The organism is Neobacillus sp. BF23-41, from assembly GCF_041106275.1.
The window spans coordinates 1-19,032 of the sequence record NZ_JBGBPR010000005.1; the positions used below are offsets into that span (position 1 = coordinate 1).

Below are 19,032 nucleotides of genomic sequence, written 5' to 3' on the forward strand. Positions count from 1 at the left end.
AATCCTTACCAGCAGTGGAATTGTAACAGGAAGCCTTACTGCTATTTTTCTAAACATTGTTTTCAATGTAACAAAGTCAACAAAGCAAATTAAGGCAGCAAATAATCAAATTTCCTCTTAATGAACGAGAAACAACAAAGACGATACTGATTTGGTATCGTCTTTGTTGTTTCTCGTTCAGGAAATGTATGTTACGAAACGCTAGAAATGGATCTAAATAATTTCAAAAAAGGCGATGCCATTCTAAAGCATCGCCTTAATCATTTCTAAGAGTTCAATTATGTTTCTTTTAGTTGTAGAACTTAAACCAGTGATGGTCGTAATATCAGTCCCTGTATTATCACTTCCTGAACCTGAATTTGTTTTAGTTACCGATATTGGAGAAATATTATTTGCACCACCAAAGTTTACGATCCCCCCAGAAATGGTCCCAATAGTAATACAATCATGATTGGTCGACAACCAATCACCCCCCTTCCACGCTTATTTACTATTATATGGACAAGGTTATTCGGTTGTTTAAGCATTTTCATTATTTATTTTTAAATGCTTCTTAATTTCAAAAAGAGCCACGTGTGAGGCCCATTTGTTTTTCATAATTATGTTTTTGGAGATTTGCATGCATCCTTTTCTAACTTGCAAATCCACTTATAAAATCCTAATAAGATAAGAAGCAAAAACGGATCAAGTATGGCTGCATGCCAAAGCTTCCACCAGCCGTAATGAAAGAATCCCCAAGGAGGAGGCAGCAAGGTAATGACTTCATATATCAAAATGGCAATAACAAAAATGGTAATAAAAAAAAATTGCTTAATAACTTTTGATTTATGAGGAAACCAATTTAAAAAAATCATATTAACAGCAGGAACTAAGAATAAATGTGGAAGCAATCCCGCCCAATCAATTTCATTGTCAAAATACCAGTATCCGTGGTATTTGAATTCAATAAACACATCGAAGATGACCTGTAATGAAATTGTAAATGACCAAATATGTACAATTTGATTAGCACTTAGTATTTTATTATTTTTGAAAGCAAAAAAATTAAATGTGATAATGGCAATTAGTAATCCAATCATATCTTTTTCCTTTTTATATTTAAAATACCCAAATAGTTTGGCATCCTATACTATTTCCAATAAAAATACAGTGTTTTTCTCATCAAAAATCTAGTCGAATCCTTAAAAATCTAGTATGATGTACTAATGTATTAATTCTTGACGAAGCGAGGATTACAAAAAATGAGCTTACTAAATGTAGAAAATTTAAGTCATACATTCGGAGACCGTACTTTATTTAAAGACGTTTCCTTTCGATTATTAGCTGAAGACCATGTGGGACTTGTCGGCGCCAATGGCGTCGGTAAATCAACATTAATGAATATTATTACTGGTCAATTGATTCACGATAGCGGTCGTGTAGAATGGACACCAGGTGTTCATTACGGTTATTTGGATCAGCATACGGTGCTGACAAAAGGAAGAACGATGCGTGACGTTCTTCGCGATGCTTTCCTCCCTCTTTTCGAAAAAGAAAAGGAACTAAATGAAGTAATCGCTCAAATGGCTGATGCCTCACCTGAAGAGCTAGAGGTTCTTTTAGAAAAAATGGGTGAAATCCAAGATGTCTTAGACGCTGGCGGATTCTATTCATTAGATATAAAAATTGAGGAAGCAGCACGCGGGTTGGGACTTGATGCAATTGGTTTAGACCGTGACGTCGCAGCACTTAGCGGCGGGCAGCGAACAAAGGTTCTTCTAGCTAAGCTTCTTTTGGAACAACCAAAAGTTCTTCTGCTCGATGAGCCGACCAACTACCTGGATGTTGAACATATTCGCTGGTTAACTTCTTATTTAAAAGAATACCCATATGCGTTTATCCTAATCTCTCATGATACTGAATTCATGAATCCTGTTTCCAATGTTATTTTTCAATTAGAATTTTCGAAGCTTACACGCTACACAGCAAGCTATGAGAAATTCTTAGAGTTAGCGGAAATTAATAAGAATCAGCATATTAATGCTTATGAGAAACAAATGGAATTCATTAAAAAACAAGAAGACTTTATTGCTAAAAACAAAGCACGCTATTCGACAACTGGCCGGGCAAAAAGCCGTCAGAAACAGTTGGACCGGATTGAACGGATTGACCGTCCAGAAACAGCACTAAAGCCTACCTTCGGATTCAAAGAGTCTCGCAGTAGCAGCCGTTATGTTTTTGAGGCTAAGGATTTAGAAATCGGCTATTCAGAACCACTATTACCGAAAATGAGTATGACCATAGAACGTGGCGAAAAGGTCGCTATCATCGGTTGTAATGGGGTTGGTAAATCGACCCTTCTAAAAACGATGCTTGGTAAAATTGATCCGATCAATGGCAAGGTTGAACGTGGCGACTTCCTCTTCCCTTCTTATTTTGAACAGGAAGTAAAAGCAGGCGGCATTACTCCGATTGACGAGGTTTGGAATGCCTTCCCATCCATGGATCAAAATCAAGTGCGTGCCGCTCTTGCCCGCTGTGGTTTGAAAAATGATCACATCTCTCGTCCAATGAATCAGCTAAGCGGTGGAGAACAAGCCAAGGTCCGACTTTGTAAGTTGATGATGAATGAAAGTAACTGGATCCTATTCGACGAGCCGACCAATCACCTTGATATTGATGCCAAGGCAGAACTAAAACGTGCTTTAAAAGAATACAAAGGAACTGTCGTCCTTGTCTGCCACGAACCAGACTTTTATGAAGATTGGGTAACAAAAGTATGGAATGTTGAAGAATGGTCACAACAGACAGTGTAAAGAAATATTGTTTAATTCCCCTGCTCTAGCGGCAGGGGTTTTTCTATATTTTCATTACCTAACACACTTCAATCTAAATAACCGATGGATTATTATTGAACAAATAGATAATTTGAATTTATTTTTACATATACTTCACTTATAATAATAAGGTTAAGCAATTCTAAGTTTTTTTAAAATATACTATCGAGGTGTAATTATTAATGAAAAAATGGATTACTGTCATCATACTTGCTATTCTTGTATTTTCATTAGCTGCTTGTGGGCAAAGTGATGAAAAAACAAATGAAGGAAAGAAAGAAACGACAACGAATGAAGTATTTAAAATTGGGGCGATTCCTGACCAGAATGCTGCCGATTTAGATAAAGGTATGACGGCTGTTGCTAAATATCTTAGCGAAAAGACTGGAATGAAAGTTGAATTTGTCCCGTCTGTTGATTATGCTGCACTAGTTACTGCATTTCAACGCGGTGAAATTCATATGGCTTGGTTTGGCGGATTAACAAGTGTACAAGCTAGGAACCTTGTTCCCGAAGCAGAATCGATAGTACAACGACCACGTGACGCGGAATTCCATTCCGTATTTATCACCCAAACATCAGAAAATATCAATAAGCTTGAAGATCTAAAAGGAAAGTCATTCACTTTTGGCAGTGAAAGCTCAACATCTGGTCATTTAATGCCACGTTACTATTTATCAGAGGCTGGAATTGATGCCAATACAGACTTTGACGGCAAACCTAATTTCTCCGGTTCCCATGATACAACCTACAAATTAATTGAATCCGGTGCCTTTAAAGCAGGTGCACTAAATGAAGCAGTTTGGGAAGCAGCTGTAAAAGAAGGCAAAGTTGATACGAAAAAAGTTAAAGTATTCTATACAACTCCTGCTTACTATGACTATAACTGGACAATCAATAGCAATGTGGAAGAAGTCTTTGGTAAAGGTTCAAAGCAAAAAGTAAAAGACGCCCTTCTATCGATTACTGGCGAGCAAAAGGAAATTGCGGACTTATTCCAAACAGATAGCTTTGTGGAAACGAATAACGATAATTACAAAAAAATTGAACAAGTAGCAAAAGAATTACAGATTATTAAGTAGTAGGTGTCGTAGACATGACTTCAAAAATAATGATTGAAGCAAGAAATATATCGAAACACTTTGAGCGGAAGATAGCCATATCTTCCCTTTCTTTTTCTATTAAGCAAGGGGAATTGGTAGCGTTAATTGGACCTAGCGGTGCAGGTAAAACAACGTTATTAAATTCAATTGCCGGCCTTGTGCCAATCCAAATTGGCGAGCTATTAATTGATAGCAAACCGATATCAGCCTATAAAAATGGGCATAAATTTGCAAAAAAGGTTGGTGTGATTCGTCAACAATTTGATTTGATTGGCTCAATCGCGGTTATCCATAATGTCCTGGCTGGCCGATTAGCTGATTGGGGACTTTTCAAATCCCTCTTGTCGTTACTTGTGCCACAAGAAAAAGAAATCGCCTTAAAAGCACTTGAAAGAGTGGGTCTTACTGATAAGATGTACGAAATTACCTCCATTTTATCTGGAGGCGAACAGCAGCGTGTCGCGATGGCGAGATTAATGGTCCAAAAACCTGAAGTAATTTTGGCTGACGAACCAGTTGCCTCCCTAGACCCTGCAAGAGCCGAAGATGTATTAGCTATGCTGATAAATATCGTTTCTGAGGAAAAACAAACGTTAATTGCCAGTTTGCATTCCGTCGAATATGCTCGTAAATATTTCACCAGAATCATCGCTCTTAAAAATGGTGAAATCCTTTTTGATTTGCCGACTGAAAAAGTAACGGATGATCTGTTAACCAACCTTTATCGACTAAAGGAGAAAGGTTAAGATGTTGAGACGAAAATCAGTATTGGGTAGGTATAATCGCCTAACCCTTACATTACTATTGATGTCAGTTTTCGTATGGAGCTTATTTTCGATTCAATGGAATGACGAACTTTTCCATGCAGGCGGAATTCCGACGATACTGCAAATATTTGAAGGCCTAATTCAACCTGATTTGTCAGCAGAAGTATTGATCAACGGGCTCGAATCTGCCTGGATTACTCTTGCTTATGCTGTTGCTGGAATGTCTCTTGCTGTAGTTTATGCACTGATTGTAGGGATTCTTGCATCTGGAACGTTAACCTCAGGCAGGGTTGCTCGTTTAACATCTAAAGTAATTTTTAGGGGGGTTTTAGGGTTTACCCGTTCGATTCATGAGTTAATATGGGCATGGCTTTTTGTTGCTGCTGTAGGTCTTTCCCCTTATGCGGCTATATTTGCTCTTGCTATTCCATATGGAGGAATTCTTGGCCGTATTTTTGCTGATATGTTAAATGATGTACCGGAGGAGCCCATCACAGCATTAAAATCTACTGGTGCCTCAAGACTTCAAATCCTTATTTATGGCTACCTTCCATTGATTTGGGCAGATATGATCAGCTATACAATGTACCGTTTTGAGTGTGCGATTCGTTCTTCGGCCATTATGAGTTTTATCGGACTCGGAGGCTTAGGCTATCTAATTCAATTATCGCTCGCTGATTTGAAATATGATCAGGTATGGGCATATGTTTTTTTCCTGATTGCTCTCGTCTTGTTCGTGGATATATGGAGTAATTATGTTAGAAAAGGATTGACGGAACGAAAACGTCGGAACGGATTCAGTCCTGGATGGGGGTCCACTCTGTTCACCATGCTATTAATCATCGGTTCTTGGGTATTTATTACCATAGGTGAGAATGCTGAGTTATTTGAATTGCTATCGGATAAAAATATCGAGTATGCGAAGAAGTTTTTTGGCAGCCTATTAGGTTTAAATGATAAGCATCCTGCTTTCCTAAATGGTGAAAGCTGGTCTGCCGCATTAAAGCTCACTATTGAAACACTGGAAATGAGTATCATGGCAATCGGATTTGCGACGATTGCTGCCTTTTTAACGGTTATTCCAGCAGCTAGAAATATAGCAAATGGAAGTTTAACTTCATCAAAGAGATGGTATAATTGGATTCTTTATGGATTCGTCCGAATCACTTATATCTTTTCACGTGCCGTTCCTGAGTTGGTTTGGGCAATGTTGATTATTTTTATTTTTAAACCAGGGTTATTGCCCGGAGCAATCGCACTTGCACTCCATAACTTTGGGATACTCGGTAAGCTTTGGGCCGAGGTAATTGAGGATATGGACCCTCGACCAATCCGTAATTTAGCATCCGCAGGTGCCTCCAAAATCCAGATCTTCTTCTACGGGATCTTACCAAGTGTCTTACCTAGATTTCTTACCTATATTTTATATCGTTGGGAAGTCATTATGAGGACAACTATAGTTGTCGGTTTTGTCGGTGCAGGCGGCCTTGGAATGGAGTTTAAGCTCGCGATGAGTTATTTCCAATATACTGAAATCACCCTGTTACTTCTTTGTTATATGATTCTCGTCGTCATCGCTGACTTTGCTTCAGAAAGTACGAGAAAGGCAGTTAAATAAGATGCTCGCAAAGAACTATTCAATGGTATCTACAATAAAAAGAACACCGTTCTTCGAAAGGAACGGTGTTCTTTTAGTATTAATCATTGATATCTGATTGACATGCTCTGCTAGCTATTCGCTATCAAACTCCTAAGTATCTGATATGATCCAATTTATCCTGTGTTATCAAGCATAACTGCATACTATTTCCATCAAAGGAAATAATTGATGAATGAGGCTTGTATTTCTACGAACATTTCAATTATCCTATTGATAGGATGAAGTAAGTAATATCAACGACTTCAAAAGTCATCAAGGGGTGAAAATTCTTTGCAATCTAAGTCCGCTTTACCGATTTTATTTATAGTTATGTTTTTGGTGATGGTGGGATTTGGAATTATCATTCCAGTGTTACCTTTCTATGCTGAAGAAATTGGAGCGAATCCAACCGAATTAGGATTATTAATGGCAGTTTATTCGCTCATGCAGCTCATTTTCGCACCAATATGGGGGCAAGTTTCCGACCGAATTGGGCGGAAACCAGTCATGATGATTGGAATTGCAGGACTTGGCCTCTCTTTTCTAATTCAAGCATTGTCTACGGAGCTTTGGATGTTATTTGCGGCAAGAATTATCGGCGGAATTCTTTCCTCTGCCAATATGCCAACAGCCATGGCATATGTCGCAGATATCACCACGGAAGAAAATCGCGGCAAAGGAATGGGGATAGTTGGTGCAGCAACCGGCTTAGGATTTGTTTTTGGTCCGGCAATCGGTGGTATTTTCTCAAAATTTAGCTTGAATATGCCCTTTTATCTTGCAAGTGGATCTTCGTTCATCACCTTAATTCTTGTTTTTATTTTGCTAAAAGAATCAAAACAGAAAAAAGAATCGGTTAGCAAAGAAAAACCCTCTTTTGGGAAGGCGTTTAGTGGTACTGTTACCGTACTATATTTGGTGCAATTATTAATTTCCTTATCACTTTCTGGTTTGGAAGCAACGTTTGCCTACTTTGCCGCTAAAAAGGCAGATTTGGGTGCCACTCAACTTGGATACATTTTTATGATCATGGGGTTTGCAAGTGCGATCGTCCAAGGTGGTCTGGTCGGTAGATTGACCAAGAAATACGGTGAAAAGGTTGTAATTCAGTGCGGAATCATTGTTTCTGCGCTAGGATTTGGTTTGATTTTATTAGTAAATAGTTTTGCAACTGCAGCCATTTTTTTAACTATTTTTGGAATAGGAAATGGCGTAATTCGTCCTAGTGTTTCTTCACTAATTACGAAGACGTCAACGGCAGGTTATGGAAGTTCAACTGGGCTTTTATCATCCTTTGATTCTCTGGGCAGGATTATTGGGCCGCCACTTGGAGGATGGCTGTTTTCGATGGCAATAGGCCTCCCTTATATCTCAGGTGCGATTATTTCAATTGCTGCATTTATCCTATTTCTACTTTTTCGCCCAAAGATCGATACCGTGAAAATAACAAATATTCAAAACTAATCAATTGGAATATGTTTTTAGGACATGCATAAAATGGGTTACGAGGATGTATGTAAAAAGGAGCCCAGTTTATGAAATTAAAAAACGTTCTATGTATTTGTCTCCTGTTGGTAACCTTAGGATTTGCAGCTTATCTTGATTCACCCTACTCATTTATTAATAAAGACTATGCCTATTCTGCCGATCAACCTGTGATGGCACAGCCAGTAGAAGTTGAGCCTTCTAACGATATTCCAGTATTGGAGGAAAAACTAGAGAAAATCGAAAAAGTGGATGGCTATATCGTAGAAACGTACCAGGAGTATGAGGTATATAAAGACAAAGATGGGAATGTACTAAAGAGTGAGCCTACTGGAAAAACAGATACTCTGCAATATTGGGATGATGATCAACAATAAAGACCGCTAATGTCAGCGGTCTTTGTTGTTGAGAAGATTTATCGCTTTTCCCGATCCTTTCATGTAGGTTTAGTAAAAGTTAAGTACTCAAACAAATGGAATAAGGCAAGGTGAGGTATCCTGCAAAAGTTAATGGCTATTTTAATTGGGAGCCTATTAATAGGTATTGGGGTTAATGCATTTTTAATCCCTCATCATTTACTAGATGGCGGGATCATCGGCTTATCACTCATTCTCCATTATTATTTCGATTTTCAAACGGGCTTATGTGTAATTTTATTTAGTATGCCGCTGTGTATATATGCATGGTTCCGAGAACGGAACTACTTTTACAGTAGCTTTCATGGTCTAATGGTTTCCTCATTTTTTATTGATTTACTGGCTCCTTTACAAAATCATTTTCCACTCCCAATTATTTTAAGTGCATTATTCGGTGGAGCACTAGGCGGACTGGGTGTTGGATTAATGCTTCGCTATCAGACAAGCACAGCAGGTACAGAATTGTTAGCGCATTTCTTAGCGAAATCCTTTTCTTTTAATATCGGAACCATTATCTTGGTTGTCGATGGTTTAGTCTTATTATCAGGGTTTAAAGTGCTCGGATCACAAAGTTTCTTCTATTCCATACTAACTATTCTTTCTTTTGGATTCATCACATCCTTACTGGTAAAAAATTATAAAAGTGATGCATTTTGATTAGAGTAAGTTCATTTTTCAGAAGTTATGTTGGTTTGTTATTTGAGATTGAAGTTATTTTTTTATCAACTTTGTCATATCTTTTCATTTCATCTTTCCGTATATTTTTTCCGCGTAACTTCCAAATCGTACATTTGTATTTTTTCTTCTATGTTCCATTACTTTTTCAAACTGCAGCTGTTTGCGCGTTAATTTTTCTTGCAACCTAGCGATTTCTTCGTCATCGGTTGCGACAGAGATTAAATCATTTAAGGTGATCAATTCTTTTCTTAAATCACCTTGATCTGAAATGTAACCAGCATTCTTAAGCATGCGGTAGCCCATTTTCATTTCAGCGCTCATCCCTGGCAGTTCATCACTTAAATTCAATGGTTTCCCCATTCCAGGTAGATTTTCAAACTCCTTATTTTTTATCGCTTCCTTTATTTTATCTTCTGCAATTCTTGAAAATAGGTCCATGACAAGCCCCCCTTTTTATTTTTATTTTACCCTATGTAAATGTTATACGGAATGACAAAACAAACAACAACATGATTCGATTTTTATCTGATTGATAAAAAGACTCTAATCAAAATATATTTTGCTTAAAACAAATTCAACTTCCCTCTAAACAGAACAAATGTTTTATAGTATATTAAATATGTTGTGGTGTTTTGTAAAATACCATAAATAACATATAGAGGTGAAATAAAAGTGAACGGAACGGCACATGCAGCAATAGGAGCAGCGACAGGTTTTATAGTTGCGAACACTTTCCATACCGCCCCTTCAACCACACTCTTTCTAGTCGGATTAGGTGGTATTTCAGGCTTAATCCCCGATCTCGACATAGACGGGAAGCTTCGGGGGAAAATCACCTTATCTCATAAGGTGATTCGGACAGTGGCACAGTTGATTGGAATCCTGATGGTCTTTTATAGTTTTTATGAGGGAACTACTAGAGAGAAGTGGATTGGTTTAGGGATCGGAATAGGGTTGATGATTGCAGCCTCATTGATCAAGCAAAAGCACATGTTAACGATCACAGGAATCGGTGTAATTGCAGGCGGATTCTCCTTAACAGAAATTTGGTTAATACTGCTTGGGATTTATATTTTATTCGCGTCTCTCGTTTCACACCGAAGCTATACCCATTCCATATTAGGAGTTGTTTTCTTCGGAATTATTGCTTCCAAATTAGAAAGATCCCTAGGAATTGACGGCGTTTTCTACACCTGCCTTGCTGGATACATAAGTCATTTGATTGCAGATTTTAAAATCTTACCGTTCAATAAACGAGGGATTAAGCTTTTTTTACCTGTTTCATCGAAAGAAATATAAATATAACTTATTCCAGATTTTGCGTTGGACGAACTAATAGAAAAAGAGTATAGTAGTCTCCATGAGTTTTGGATTATAGGAGGCCTTTTATGTTTGGTATATCCTTACCGCAATCTTTTTTACAGATGAATACCATTTTTATTTCGATCTTAATTGAAGCCCTGCCATTCGTGACATTAGGTGTACTAATTTCAGGGATCATTCAAATATTTGTAACCGAGGAAATGATTGCAAAAATCATGCCTAAAAATAAAGTACTAGCTGTAATCTTTGCTAGTTTCTTAGGTATTCTATTCCCTTCTTGTGAATGTGGGATTGTGCCTATCGTTAGCAGGCTTGTTTCAAAAGGAGTTCCGATTTCAGCGGGGATTGCATTTATGCTGACAGCTCCTATCATCAATCCAGTTGTCTTATTTGCAACTTTTATTGCATTCGGCAGTGACTGGAAGATGGCATTATACCGTGCGTTGGGAGCAATCATTGTAGCTATTGTAGTAGGAATTTTGATCGCTTTTCGATATAAAGGGAGCCCTTTTAAAGAGCATTTCCATATTCACCATTCTGATGGAAAATCGACCCCATTTTTCAAAAAGATCTGGCAGACCTTGGAACATGCTGTTGAAGAATTTTTCTCCATGGGTAAATATTTAATTATCGGGTCACTAATTGCCGCAGCCGTTCAAACATATATTAAGACATCCACTCTTGTTTCGATTGGTCAGGGACAAGCATCATCTTCCATCGTGATGATGACTCTCTCTTTTATTCTTTCTCTTTGCTCCGAAGCAGATGCATTTATCGCTTCATCTTTTAGAACGACGTTTTCAACTGGTTCATTATTAGCGTTTCTTGTCTTTGGGCCAATGGTGGATATAAAAAATTTAATGATGATGCTTGCAACGTTTAAAAAGCGGCTAGTTTTTATGATTGTTTCTACCGTTTTCGCTGTTGTATTTGTATACTCTTTGTTGTTTTAAGGAGTGGGAACTATGATAAGAAGCTTAATATTAATTGGTTTTACTTATTTAATCTTTCAAATGCATCTTACAGGGGATATTAATAAATATATCAACATGAAATATTCTTATCTTTCTGCAACTGCTGGTTATGCATTACTTGTATTAACGATTGTCCAAATCTTTATGCTCAGTAAAGGCGAGTCAAAAGATGCTGGCTGTGATCATGATCATTGTGGGCATAATCATTCAAAAGAGAATAAATGGTATAAAAAAGTTTTCATATATCCAATTTTCGCCTTTCCAATTATATCAGGATTATTTTTTCCCATTGCCACACTTGATTCAAATATTGTAAAAGCAAAAGGATTTCATTTTCCCATTTACGATGAAGGAAAAGGCGATTCCTTTATGCAACAGCAATTTTTGCGACCAGATACGAGTGTGTATTATGGCAAAGATGATTATGATGTGTTAATGAAAAAGGAAAAGAAAAAGTATGTAAATAAAGAAACGATTGTTTTGAATGATAAGAATTATTTAAAAGGTATGGAAACTATTTATAACTTCCCTGGTGATTTTCTTGGAAAAGAAATCGAGTTTAAAGGTTTTGTTTTCAATGATTCAGAAACCATAAATAAGAACCAGATATTTGTGTTCCGCTTTGGTGTGATCCATTGTATTGCAGATTCAGGTGTTTTTGGAATGCTAGTGGAAATGCCTGATGGCAAGAAATTTAAAAACGATGAATGGGTAACTGTAAAAGGAAAAATATCAACAATCTATTATCAGCCTTTTAAAACCAACATTCCCTATTTAAAGGTAGAAGATTGGTCGACTACTTCTGCTCCTAAAGAAGAGTATGTTTTTAGGGGATATTAATTTATTAACGAAAAATGACCTATTCCACAGATGAATAGGTCATTTTTTATTTATATTTCTAAAATGATAGTTTTAATGCCTCAAGATTGTTTTTCATAACATCTATAAAGTCTAACCCTTTTTCTTGCTCCTCTTTAGTTAATCCTTCTAATGGATTTAAAACTTCAGTTTTAGCACCTATTTCATTAGCTAACGTCTGAGCTACTTTAGAAGAAGTAAGTCCCTCAAAATAAATTACCTTTACATTTTTCTTCTTCGTTACTTCTGCTAATTCCTTCAATTTCCCTAGGGTTGGTTCTACATCTGGGGATAATCCAGCTATCGGAATTTGAGTTAACCCGTATTGTTTTGCTAAATATCCAAATGCTGCATGTTGTGTTACAAATTCTTTTTTCTTCGCCTGATCAATTGTCTCCTTGTACAAGTGATCTAAATCAGCAAGTTGGGATTTAAAATTCTCTGCATTCTTTTCATACTGATTTTTATTATTTGGATCTAGCTTTTCAATTGCCTTAGCAATTGTGTCGACCTCCTGCTGGGCTAACACGGGTGAAAGCCAAACATGGGGGTCTTTTGAAGAAGCATGATCAGAATGATGTTCCTCCTCTGATTCTAATGCATTCATCAATTCAATCCCTTTTGAAGCTTCTACAACAGTTAAATTTGAATCATTAATACTCTTTAATACTTTTTCAGTCCAGCTTTCAAAGTATCGACTATTGTAGATAAACAGATCTGCATCTTGAATTTTAGCCATATCCTTTGCTGTTGGCTCCCAATCATGTGGTTCTGCACCGTTCGGTATTAATAGTTCAACATTCGCTGAACTGCCAGCCACTTTTTGGGTAAAATAATACATTGGATAAAAGGTGGTGACAATTTGTAATTTTTTTGTTCCCTCACTACCTTTTTCTCCTTTTGTCTGAACGGCATTGGAACAGCCGCTTATCACCATAAGAAAAATAATTAATGGGCATAGAAGTCTTTTCATGATCTTTTTTCCTCTCCATACTAGTTTTTAATTAGGAATTATTACGATTTAAAACGAATAATTATTCCATATAATATTAGTTTATTAGATTCAACAAATCGTAATCATTACGAATTGTATCATATAACGATTCATTATATATGTCAATATGAAATTTAATGAAATATTCTCAGATAAGTGCATATCAATATGAATGGGATGATAGATTTGAGGAGGTAATTTGCTATGGCCTATTTAAATAAGCTACTAAAGGATATCATTTGTATTCTATTATTTGGTTTATTCATGATTCTCTTTCTTTTTTCTGAGGAAATTAAAAATATCTCTTTTTTTAATAGAATCCCAAGTTCTTTTTTTAATATCAATACGATTTTCCTGAGTATTATTTTAGAAGCTATTCCTTTTATTTTGTTAGGAGTATTTGTATCAGCCATTATTCATTCCTTTGTATCTGAAAATGCAATTCGAAAGATTTTGCCTCGTAATGCCTATTTAGCCGTCATACCCGCTGCATTGCTTGGAATAATCTTTCCCATTTGTGAATGTGCCATCGTTCCTGTGGTTCGCAGGTTAATAAAGAAAGGCATGCCATCCCACGTAGGCGTTGTGTTTATGCTTAGTGCTCCGATCTTAAACCCTGTCGTCTATGCGTCTACCTACTTTGCATTTAGGAGTACACCCTATATTGCCAATGCAAGGATGGTTGTAGGATTTATTAGTTCAATCTTAATTGGATTAATCATTTACCGACGATTTAAGGGGGAAAATATTCTTAAAACAGTTAATGATGGTCCTCATGATGACCATCATCACCACCATACAAAAGGAAATAAACTTTTAGAAACCTTATATCATGCAAGTGATGAATTATTCGATACTGGAAAATATTTATTCATAGGAGCCTTCCTTGCAAGTTTATTTCAGACTTTTTTAGATCGCAATGTTCTCTTATCCATTGGGACAAGCACAAACTTAGCACCAGTGGTTATGATGGGGTTTGGCTATGTCCTTTCGGTGTGTTCTTCAGCGGATGCCTTTGTTGCTTCTTCATTCGGTTCTACCTTTACGGAAGGATCAATCCTTGCTTTTCTAGTCTTCGGCCCAATGATTGATATTAAAAACACCTTAATGTTGTTCGGGTATTTTAAGAAACGATTTGTACTTTTCTTACTAATAGTAACTCCAGTTGTCGTCTATTTGTCAGTCTATATATTTCAGCTATTTTTTATTTAGGAGATGCTTTTATGAAGAAGACAAATGAAGTCTATAATTTCTCCTTCCATCACCTTATTAGGGGAATCATATTAATTGGATTTATGTTGCTTCTATTTAAATTACTTCTAACCGGTAATATTACACTTCTGATTGCACCGAAAATGATTCGTTTTCTTTACTTTACTTTATTTGTATTACTTATTCTGGGTGTTCTTTTGATTATCCGAGGAACTTCGGATCATAAGCATTCTTATCATTGTGATTGTGACGGAAATCATTCCTATCCTACTTCAACAGGTAAAAGTCTATTCCTTTATTTATTATTTGTTATTCCTATAAGCACGGGATTTCTTTTTGCAAACAATGTGCTGGATAGCTCCGTGGCGATGAACAGAACCATTAAACTTGGATCAAATTCACAAGATACAAATCAAATCAAGACGGTTAAAAACAATAATAAACCGGAAAAATTAGATTCTACAAATGATAAGAATAAAACGAATTCCACGTCAAATACCAATGATTATCTCGATAATCAACCTGAGCCATTAACAGTAAAGGAATACGACAATTTAAAAAATGACATGTTAAAGTCAAAGATAATAAATATTACTGATCAGCTTTATGTTCCAATGATGAGTATCATTCAAGATAATCTACCAAGTATGATTGGTAAAACGGTTTCAACAAAAGGGTTTGTTTATAGGGAAAAGAATTTCATGCAAAATCAAATCATAGTTGCGCGATTTGGAATTTCTTGTTGTGTTGCAGATGCTTCAGTTTATGGAATTATGGCAAGTGGTAATATAGCAGCCTTACCGAAAGATAAATGGGTACAAGTAACTGGTTTGATTGGGCAAACCCAATATGATGGTGGTACGATCCCTATGATAAAAATAAAGCAGATTTCAAAAATTGCTGCTCCAAAGCAGCCTTATGTATTTGATGTTGGAGTGAAGATTGATTAAACACAAAAAAAAGAGACTCACTGTCTCTTTTTTTTGTTGAGAATAATTAATAATAAAAAATTTCCAGTGATTTTTATTTATTTCCTGGTGCAGGTTGGTCCACACCTCTTATATGGTGCTTATGCCCATCATTTTCTGTAGTATAAAAATCATAATGATGTACATGCATTCCATTACCTACCGGAATAGCTGGACCGGAATATGCCTTATAATAATGGGTATGGCCATTTTCGAAAACAACATATCCCTCTGTAAAATGAATATGGTTTTGATCCTGAGTCTGGATTGGAGGCGAAGTGACATCTAAACACTGATGGACATGACCTGCAGCCACAGAAGTATAATCAACCGAACCATGATTATGGTTAGCCACAAAACCCTGCACAAAATCATCTTTACTTACCTTACTCACGTCCTCACCTCAGTTAATTTTTTTGGCTAATTTCGCTGTATTATAGATTTTGTGCACGATAGACAAATAGTTTCTCGGTTGCGATTCAGATCTTGCTGCGAATGATTCTGGAGCAATTACCATCTGATTAAACTGGTCGATATTTACTTGACCATGAAGTTGAGGCTGATTTTTTTGATAAACCTCCTTTGCTGCTTTATTACTAATGATATTTACTTAATACTAGGAATATGTTTTGGACAGCCAAAAACAAGGTTTTATTTTTTAGACAATAGCATATGGTTTTTCGATTATTTTTGTTCAAAGGAGAAAAAATTTTCATATAACACATTAAACCCACTGTTAAATAAGATTCTCATTTCTTTACAAAAGATTAACATGGAATCCATTATCTCTTCGTATTAACAGCATAAAATGTAATTATAGTGATACCTATTCAATAGTTCTTCTTATAAGTACATTTTCTGACTAGGAGGAAGTTGCATGTATAGTTTTCTAAATTTTCTGTTCTTAATGTATATCTCGGTTGCCTTTATAAGAATTTTTTATTACTCTTTCTTTAAAACAAAATCGAATAAACATTGATTGCTACACCCAATCATTATCCATCTACTTATCCACAAAGTTATCTAATCATTTCATGTCCTTCCTCTAAAATTACGCACCTTTGCCTATGTAGACTCTGTACATTTCCAACGGACTAATAAACACAAAAAATAAGGAAACCCTTTTGGGTCTCCTACAATGGAAATAAACTAGGTTTGTTCTAATCTAAACTAATTGGAACATATCCTCAAATACTTCGTTCCAATTTTTTGTTTTAGCAAGTGTCTTACGTCTAAGGATATAGTTTTCGTGATTTTTGATGCTCTCTAAATGTTCACATGCACTGATAAATTGGCTAGAATCATTGGTATCTAAAAGAGCATATACAGACTGCTCAGCATATTTTTTAGTAGATGGCAAATGCATGCCAATTACAGACTTCCCCGCTGCTAGAAATTCAAATAACTTTAATGGAAAGACCGCTTGGTTATACTGAGATGACTTGTAGGGCATAATTCCAATATCTATTAAGTTCATATATTTTGGAACCTCGGAAGGAGCGACACTTCCCGTCCATAAAACATTCCTCTCAGTTAATAAATTTTTAAATTTAGGATGATCATTGGTACCATCTGGACCCACAAACAGAAAAAGCCACTCACGCTTTTTTTGTGCTACTTCCTGGATCAAATCAAAATCCAGCTTAGGTTTAATTCCCCCGATAAAGCCTAAAACCGTTCCGTCAAAATGATCAGGTAGAATATGATCCATTTGTGTAGGATAGTTTGCAAACCTATCAAATTCCACCCCATTTTCAAAGGTAAACACCTTTTCTTCAGCACCTAATTTTTCTATGATTCTTGTACGTAAATACTCAGAGGTACAAAAAATCACATCTGCCCTATTAATAATCCGCTCTTCTGCACTTGATATGATATTTTTTCTAAAATTGGATAGGATAGAGTTTTTCCCATTGATAGGAGAGGTCCATAAATCACTGCAATCATAAACCACTTTATTCCAAGAAAAAAGGTTAGAAAGTGTTGGGAATCCAGGAAAGGTATACCATAAATTAACAGTATACCTTTCCTTAGCATTTTTTAAATATAATAGTAATGGCTGCAATTTTATTTTATGAAATGCATCGATATAGCGGCCAAATCGAAACACTTTTTGTGGAAACAAATCTTGGATGGTCCACTGATATATTCCATTTGACAATCTTTTATTGTGCTTTTCTTTTTGGTTTGGTGTTGGACATAACCAGATTACTTCCTTTGTTTCAGGATGATTTTGCAAATATTCAGCAAGCCGATGTCTACGATACCGAAGTTGATCTTGATCCCACTCACCTGTTGCCACAATGATATGTATGCTTTTCATTTGTCCCATCCCTTTCTAGATCCTTTTAACAACCGCATGCAATGCATAATGAGAAAAACACCAAAATGCTTTGATAAGGTTTAGCTTTTCAACCTTGCGATACACAAACCAATTCATTTTTGCAGCTTTCCACTTGTTTCTCGAAATGGAAGGATTTCCTATCCGGTACTCGGCCAAATTTTCATTTAACCCGTATGCAATAATGCCTTTTTTTAAAATGGCAAGCCAGGTGGCTAAATCCTGTCGTGTTCGTATGTTAGGCATTTGAATTTGACCGACAATGCTTCGATCAATCATTACTGTCAAACATCCTATTATAGTATTCTTTAACATACCATTGTACGAAACCTGCTTGGGAGCTCCTATCCGTTTGTTCAATTGTACTCCTTCATTTGATACAAATTCGTAGCCTGTAAACGTAAAAGCATAATCGTTTGTTTGCATAAAATTAAGCTGTTTTTCCAATTTTTCTGGTTTCCAGCAATCATCACTATCAAGAAATGCCACAAATCTGCCCTTTGCATGCTGCAAAGCAATGTTTCTTGCAACAGCAGCCCCACCATTCTGATTTAAATAAATAACATGTATTCTTTCATCTATTTTTTCATAGAATTGTAATTTATCTGGTGTATCGTCAGTAGAACAATCATCTACAATAACCATTTCCCAGTTTTGAAAGGTTTGCTTTCGAACTGAATCAATTGTATGTTCTATAAACAAATTGGCATTATATGAAGGTGTTATAATTGAGATCAGTGGCTGCTGTGGACCCATAAAAAAACCTCCTATTCATTTGACCGTTCCCGGAATATTACGAGGAAAACTATCCATAAAAAGCCTAGTGTTACGCCCAATAACACCCCTAAAACCGCTCTCTCTTTTGAGTTGAAGGCTCTATTTTCAGTATTTATTGCATTTTCATCTGCTTTTTTTATTAATTTGGCGGGTTTAATTTCATATAGTGCTGTATTTAGTTCATATAAGAAACGTTGCTGATCTACTATTGCATCTGGACCTACTTTTTCATTGTTTAATGATTCGATAGGTTCCTGAATGATTTTCTGTTTTTGTTGGAACCTAGCTTGGTCAATGGCCATAAAGGCGCTTATGATTTCGTTAAGAACCTTAGCAGTGCTTTCTTTCGAATGATCGGAATACGAAAGTGTTATCATGTTATCCGTTCCTGCTGTTACATTTAATTTCGTACTTATTTCGTCATACTTTTCTTCCCATAGATCCGCCAAATGTTCTTCATAAAATGGGGCGTTGGTTAACAAAATAATGACAAGTTTAGGATTATTAAAATCTGGGTCATTGTAGTTTCCAAGGGTAAGGGATGCTTCTACTGTATAACTTGATTCCTCTTTTCCTACCGGCAGCAGCCACCCCATCACACCAAGCAAAATGGTTGTTGCTAATATTATTAGGATGTATTTCTTCATTCTGTCTTTTAAAGCTTGAATCATTTGTCCCATT

General features: G+C 36.2%; 20 protein-coding genes. 12 read left to right on the plus strand and 8 right to left on the minus strand.

The window, feature by feature from the left end; all coding sequences use genetic code 11:
- Positions 1 to 243 precede the first annotated feature (243 nt).
- Both AB7942_RS09910 and AB7942_RS09915 read right to left on the minus strand, forming a co-directional pair.
- On the minus strand, positions 244 to 462 hold the full coding sequence (locus AB7942_RS09910; RefSeq protein ID WP_369446716.1) for a spore germination protein: 219 nt from the start codon (positions 460 to 462) through the stop codon (positions 244 to 246).
- Between the two features lie 137 nt (positions 463 to 599).
- On the minus strand, positions 600 to 1,079 hold the full coding sequence (locus AB7942_RS09915; protein WP_088087713.1) for a hypothetical protein: 480 nt from the start codon (positions 1,077 to 1,079) through the stop codon (positions 600 to 602).
- A 162-nt stretch (positions 1,080 to 1,241) separates the two neighbouring features.
- On the opposite strand from AB7942_RS09915, the gene AB7942_RS09920 reads away from it, so the two are divergent.
- From AB7942_RS09920 to AB7942_RS09950, 7 genes are all read left to right on the plus strand, one after another.
- Positions 1,242 to 2,795, plus strand: coding sequence for an ABC-F family ATP-binding cassette domain-containing protein (locus AB7942_RS09920; protein WP_214718726.1), 1,554 nt, complete (start codon positions 1,242 to 1,244; stop codon positions 2,793 to 2,795).
- A gap of 203 nt (positions 2,796 to 2,998) precedes the next feature.
- Positions 2,999 to 3,898: a putative selenate ABC transporter substrate-binding protein gene (locus tag AB7942_RS09925; RefSeq protein WP_369446717.1), complete on the plus strand. Its 900-nt coding sequence runs from the start codon at positions 2,999 to 3,001 to the stop codon at positions 3,896 to 3,898.
- Positions 3,899 to 3,912: 14 nt separating this feature from the next.
- Positions 3,913 to 4,665 carry a phosphonate ABC transporter ATP-binding protein gene (locus AB7942_RS09930; RefSeq protein ID WP_369446718.1) on the plus strand — a complete coding sequence of 251 codons (753 nt, stop codon included), beginning with the start codon at positions 3,913 to 3,915 and terminating at the stop codon, positions 4,663 to 4,665.
- A gap of 1 nt (position 4,666) precedes the next feature.
- Positions 4,667 to 6,304, plus strand: a complete 1,638-nt coding sequence (locus AB7942_RS09935) for a PhnE/PtxC family ABC transporter permease (protein WP_369446719.1) — start codon at positions 4,667 to 4,669, stop codon at positions 6,302 to 6,304.
- Between the two features lie 312 nt (positions 6,305 to 6,616).
- Entirely contained in the window at positions 6,617 to 7,789 is a 1,173-nt protein-coding gene (locus AB7942_RS09940; RefSeq protein ID WP_369446720.1) for an MFS transporter, read from the plus strand.
- Between the two features lie 71 nt (positions 7,790 to 7,860).
- On the plus strand, positions 7,861 to 8,187 hold the full coding sequence (locus AB7942_RS09945) for a hypothetical protein (protein ID WP_088087719.1): 327 nt from the start codon (positions 7,861 to 7,863) through the stop codon (positions 8,185 to 8,187).
- 132 nt (positions 8,188 to 8,319) lie between these two features.
- The gene (locus AB7942_RS09950) at positions 8,320 to 8,883 is read left to right on the plus strand and encodes a YitT family protein (protein ID WP_369446721.1); all 564 of its coding nucleotides are present in this window, start codon (positions 8,320 to 8,322) and stop codon (positions 8,881 to 8,883) included.
- 84 nt (positions 8,884 to 8,967) lie between these two features.
- Here AB7942_RS09950 and AB7942_RS09955 read toward each other — a convergent pair whose 3' ends face one another.
- Positions 8,968 to 9,342, minus strand: a complete 375-nt coding sequence (locus AB7942_RS09955; RefSeq protein WP_369446722.1) for a DnaJ family domain-containing protein — start codon at positions 9,340 to 9,342, stop codon at positions 8,968 to 8,970.
- 234 nt (positions 9,343 to 9,576) lie between these two features.
- On the opposite strand from AB7942_RS09955, the gene AB7942_RS09960 reads away from it, so the two are divergent.
- The 3 genes from AB7942_RS09960 to AB7942_RS09970 all read left to right on the plus strand — a co-directional run bounded on the left by AB7942_RS09960 (position 9,577) and on the right by AB7942_RS09970 (position 12,041).
- On the plus strand, positions 9,577 to 10,203 hold the full coding sequence (locus tag AB7942_RS09960) for a metal-dependent hydrolase (RefSeq protein ID WP_369446723.1): 627 nt from the start codon (positions 9,577 to 9,579) through the stop codon (positions 10,201 to 10,203).
- A gap of 89 nt (positions 10,204 to 10,292) precedes the next feature.
- Positions 10,293 to 11,180 (plus strand): permease, encoded by an 888-nt coding sequence (locus AB7942_RS09965; protein WP_214718738.1) that lies wholly within the window; start codon positions 10,293 to 10,295, stop codon positions 11,178 to 11,180.
- Positions 11,181 to 11,192: 12 nt separating this feature from the next.
- A complete protein-coding gene (locus tag AB7942_RS09970; RefSeq protein WP_369446724.1) occupies positions 11,193 to 12,041 on the plus strand; it encodes a TIGR03943 family putative permease subunit in 849 nt (282 codons plus the stop codon).
- Positions 12,042 to 12,099: 58 nt separating this feature from the next.
- Here the strand turns inward: AB7942_RS09970 and AB7942_RS09975 are convergent, their stop codons facing one another.
- Positions 12,100 to 13,032 (minus strand): metal ABC transporter substrate-binding protein, encoded by a 933-nt coding sequence (locus tag AB7942_RS09975; RefSeq protein WP_369446725.1) that lies wholly within the window; start codon positions 13,030 to 13,032, stop codon positions 12,100 to 12,102.
- A gap of 225 nt (positions 13,033 to 13,257) precedes the next feature.
- On the opposite strand from AB7942_RS09975, the gene AB7942_RS09980 reads away from it, so the two are divergent.
- Together AB7942_RS09980 and AB7942_RS09985 are read left to right on the plus strand one after the other, a co-directional pair.
- The gene (locus tag AB7942_RS09980) at positions 13,258 to 14,265 is read left to right on the plus strand and encodes a permease (RefSeq protein WP_369446726.1); all 1,008 of its coding nucleotides are present in this window, start codon (positions 13,258 to 13,260) and stop codon (positions 14,263 to 14,265) included.
- A gap of 11 nt (positions 14,266 to 14,276) precedes the next feature.
- The gene (locus AB7942_RS09985; protein ID WP_369446727.1) at positions 14,277 to 15,215 is read left to right on the plus strand and encodes a TIGR03943 family putative permease subunit; all 939 of its coding nucleotides are present in this window, start codon (positions 14,277 to 14,279) and stop codon (positions 15,213 to 15,215) included.
- 73 nt (positions 15,216 to 15,288) lie between these two features.
- Here AB7942_RS09985 and AB7942_RS09990 read toward each other — a convergent pair whose 3' ends face one another.
- The 4 genes from AB7942_RS09990 to AB7942_RS10005 form a co-directional block, all read right to left on the minus strand.
- The gene (locus AB7942_RS09990; RefSeq protein WP_088087727.1) at positions 15,289 to 15,627 is read right to left on the minus strand and encodes a YmaF family protein; all 339 of its coding nucleotides are present in this window, start codon (positions 15,625 to 15,627) and stop codon (positions 15,289 to 15,291) included.
- Positions 15,628 to 16,398: 771 nt separating this feature from the next.
- The gene (tuaH, locus tag AB7942_RS09995; protein WP_483310858.1) at positions 16,399 to 17,565 is read right to left on the minus strand and encodes a teichuronic acid biosynthesis protein TuaH; all 1,167 of its coding nucleotides are present in this window, start codon (positions 17,563 to 17,565) and stop codon (positions 16,399 to 16,401) included.
- 6 nt (positions 17,566 to 17,571) lie between these two features.
- Entirely contained in the window at positions 17,572 to 18,330 is a 759-nt protein-coding gene (gene tuaG, locus AB7942_RS10000) for a teichuronic acid biosynthesis protein TuaG (RefSeq protein ID WP_369446729.1), read from the minus strand.
- Positions 18,331 to 18,341: 11 nt separating this feature from the next.
- A complete protein-coding gene (locus AB7942_RS10005) occupies positions 18,342 to 19,031 on the minus strand; it encodes a hypothetical protein (protein ID WP_369446730.1) in 690 nt (229 codons plus the stop codon).
- Position 19,032 lies beyond the last annotated feature (1 nt).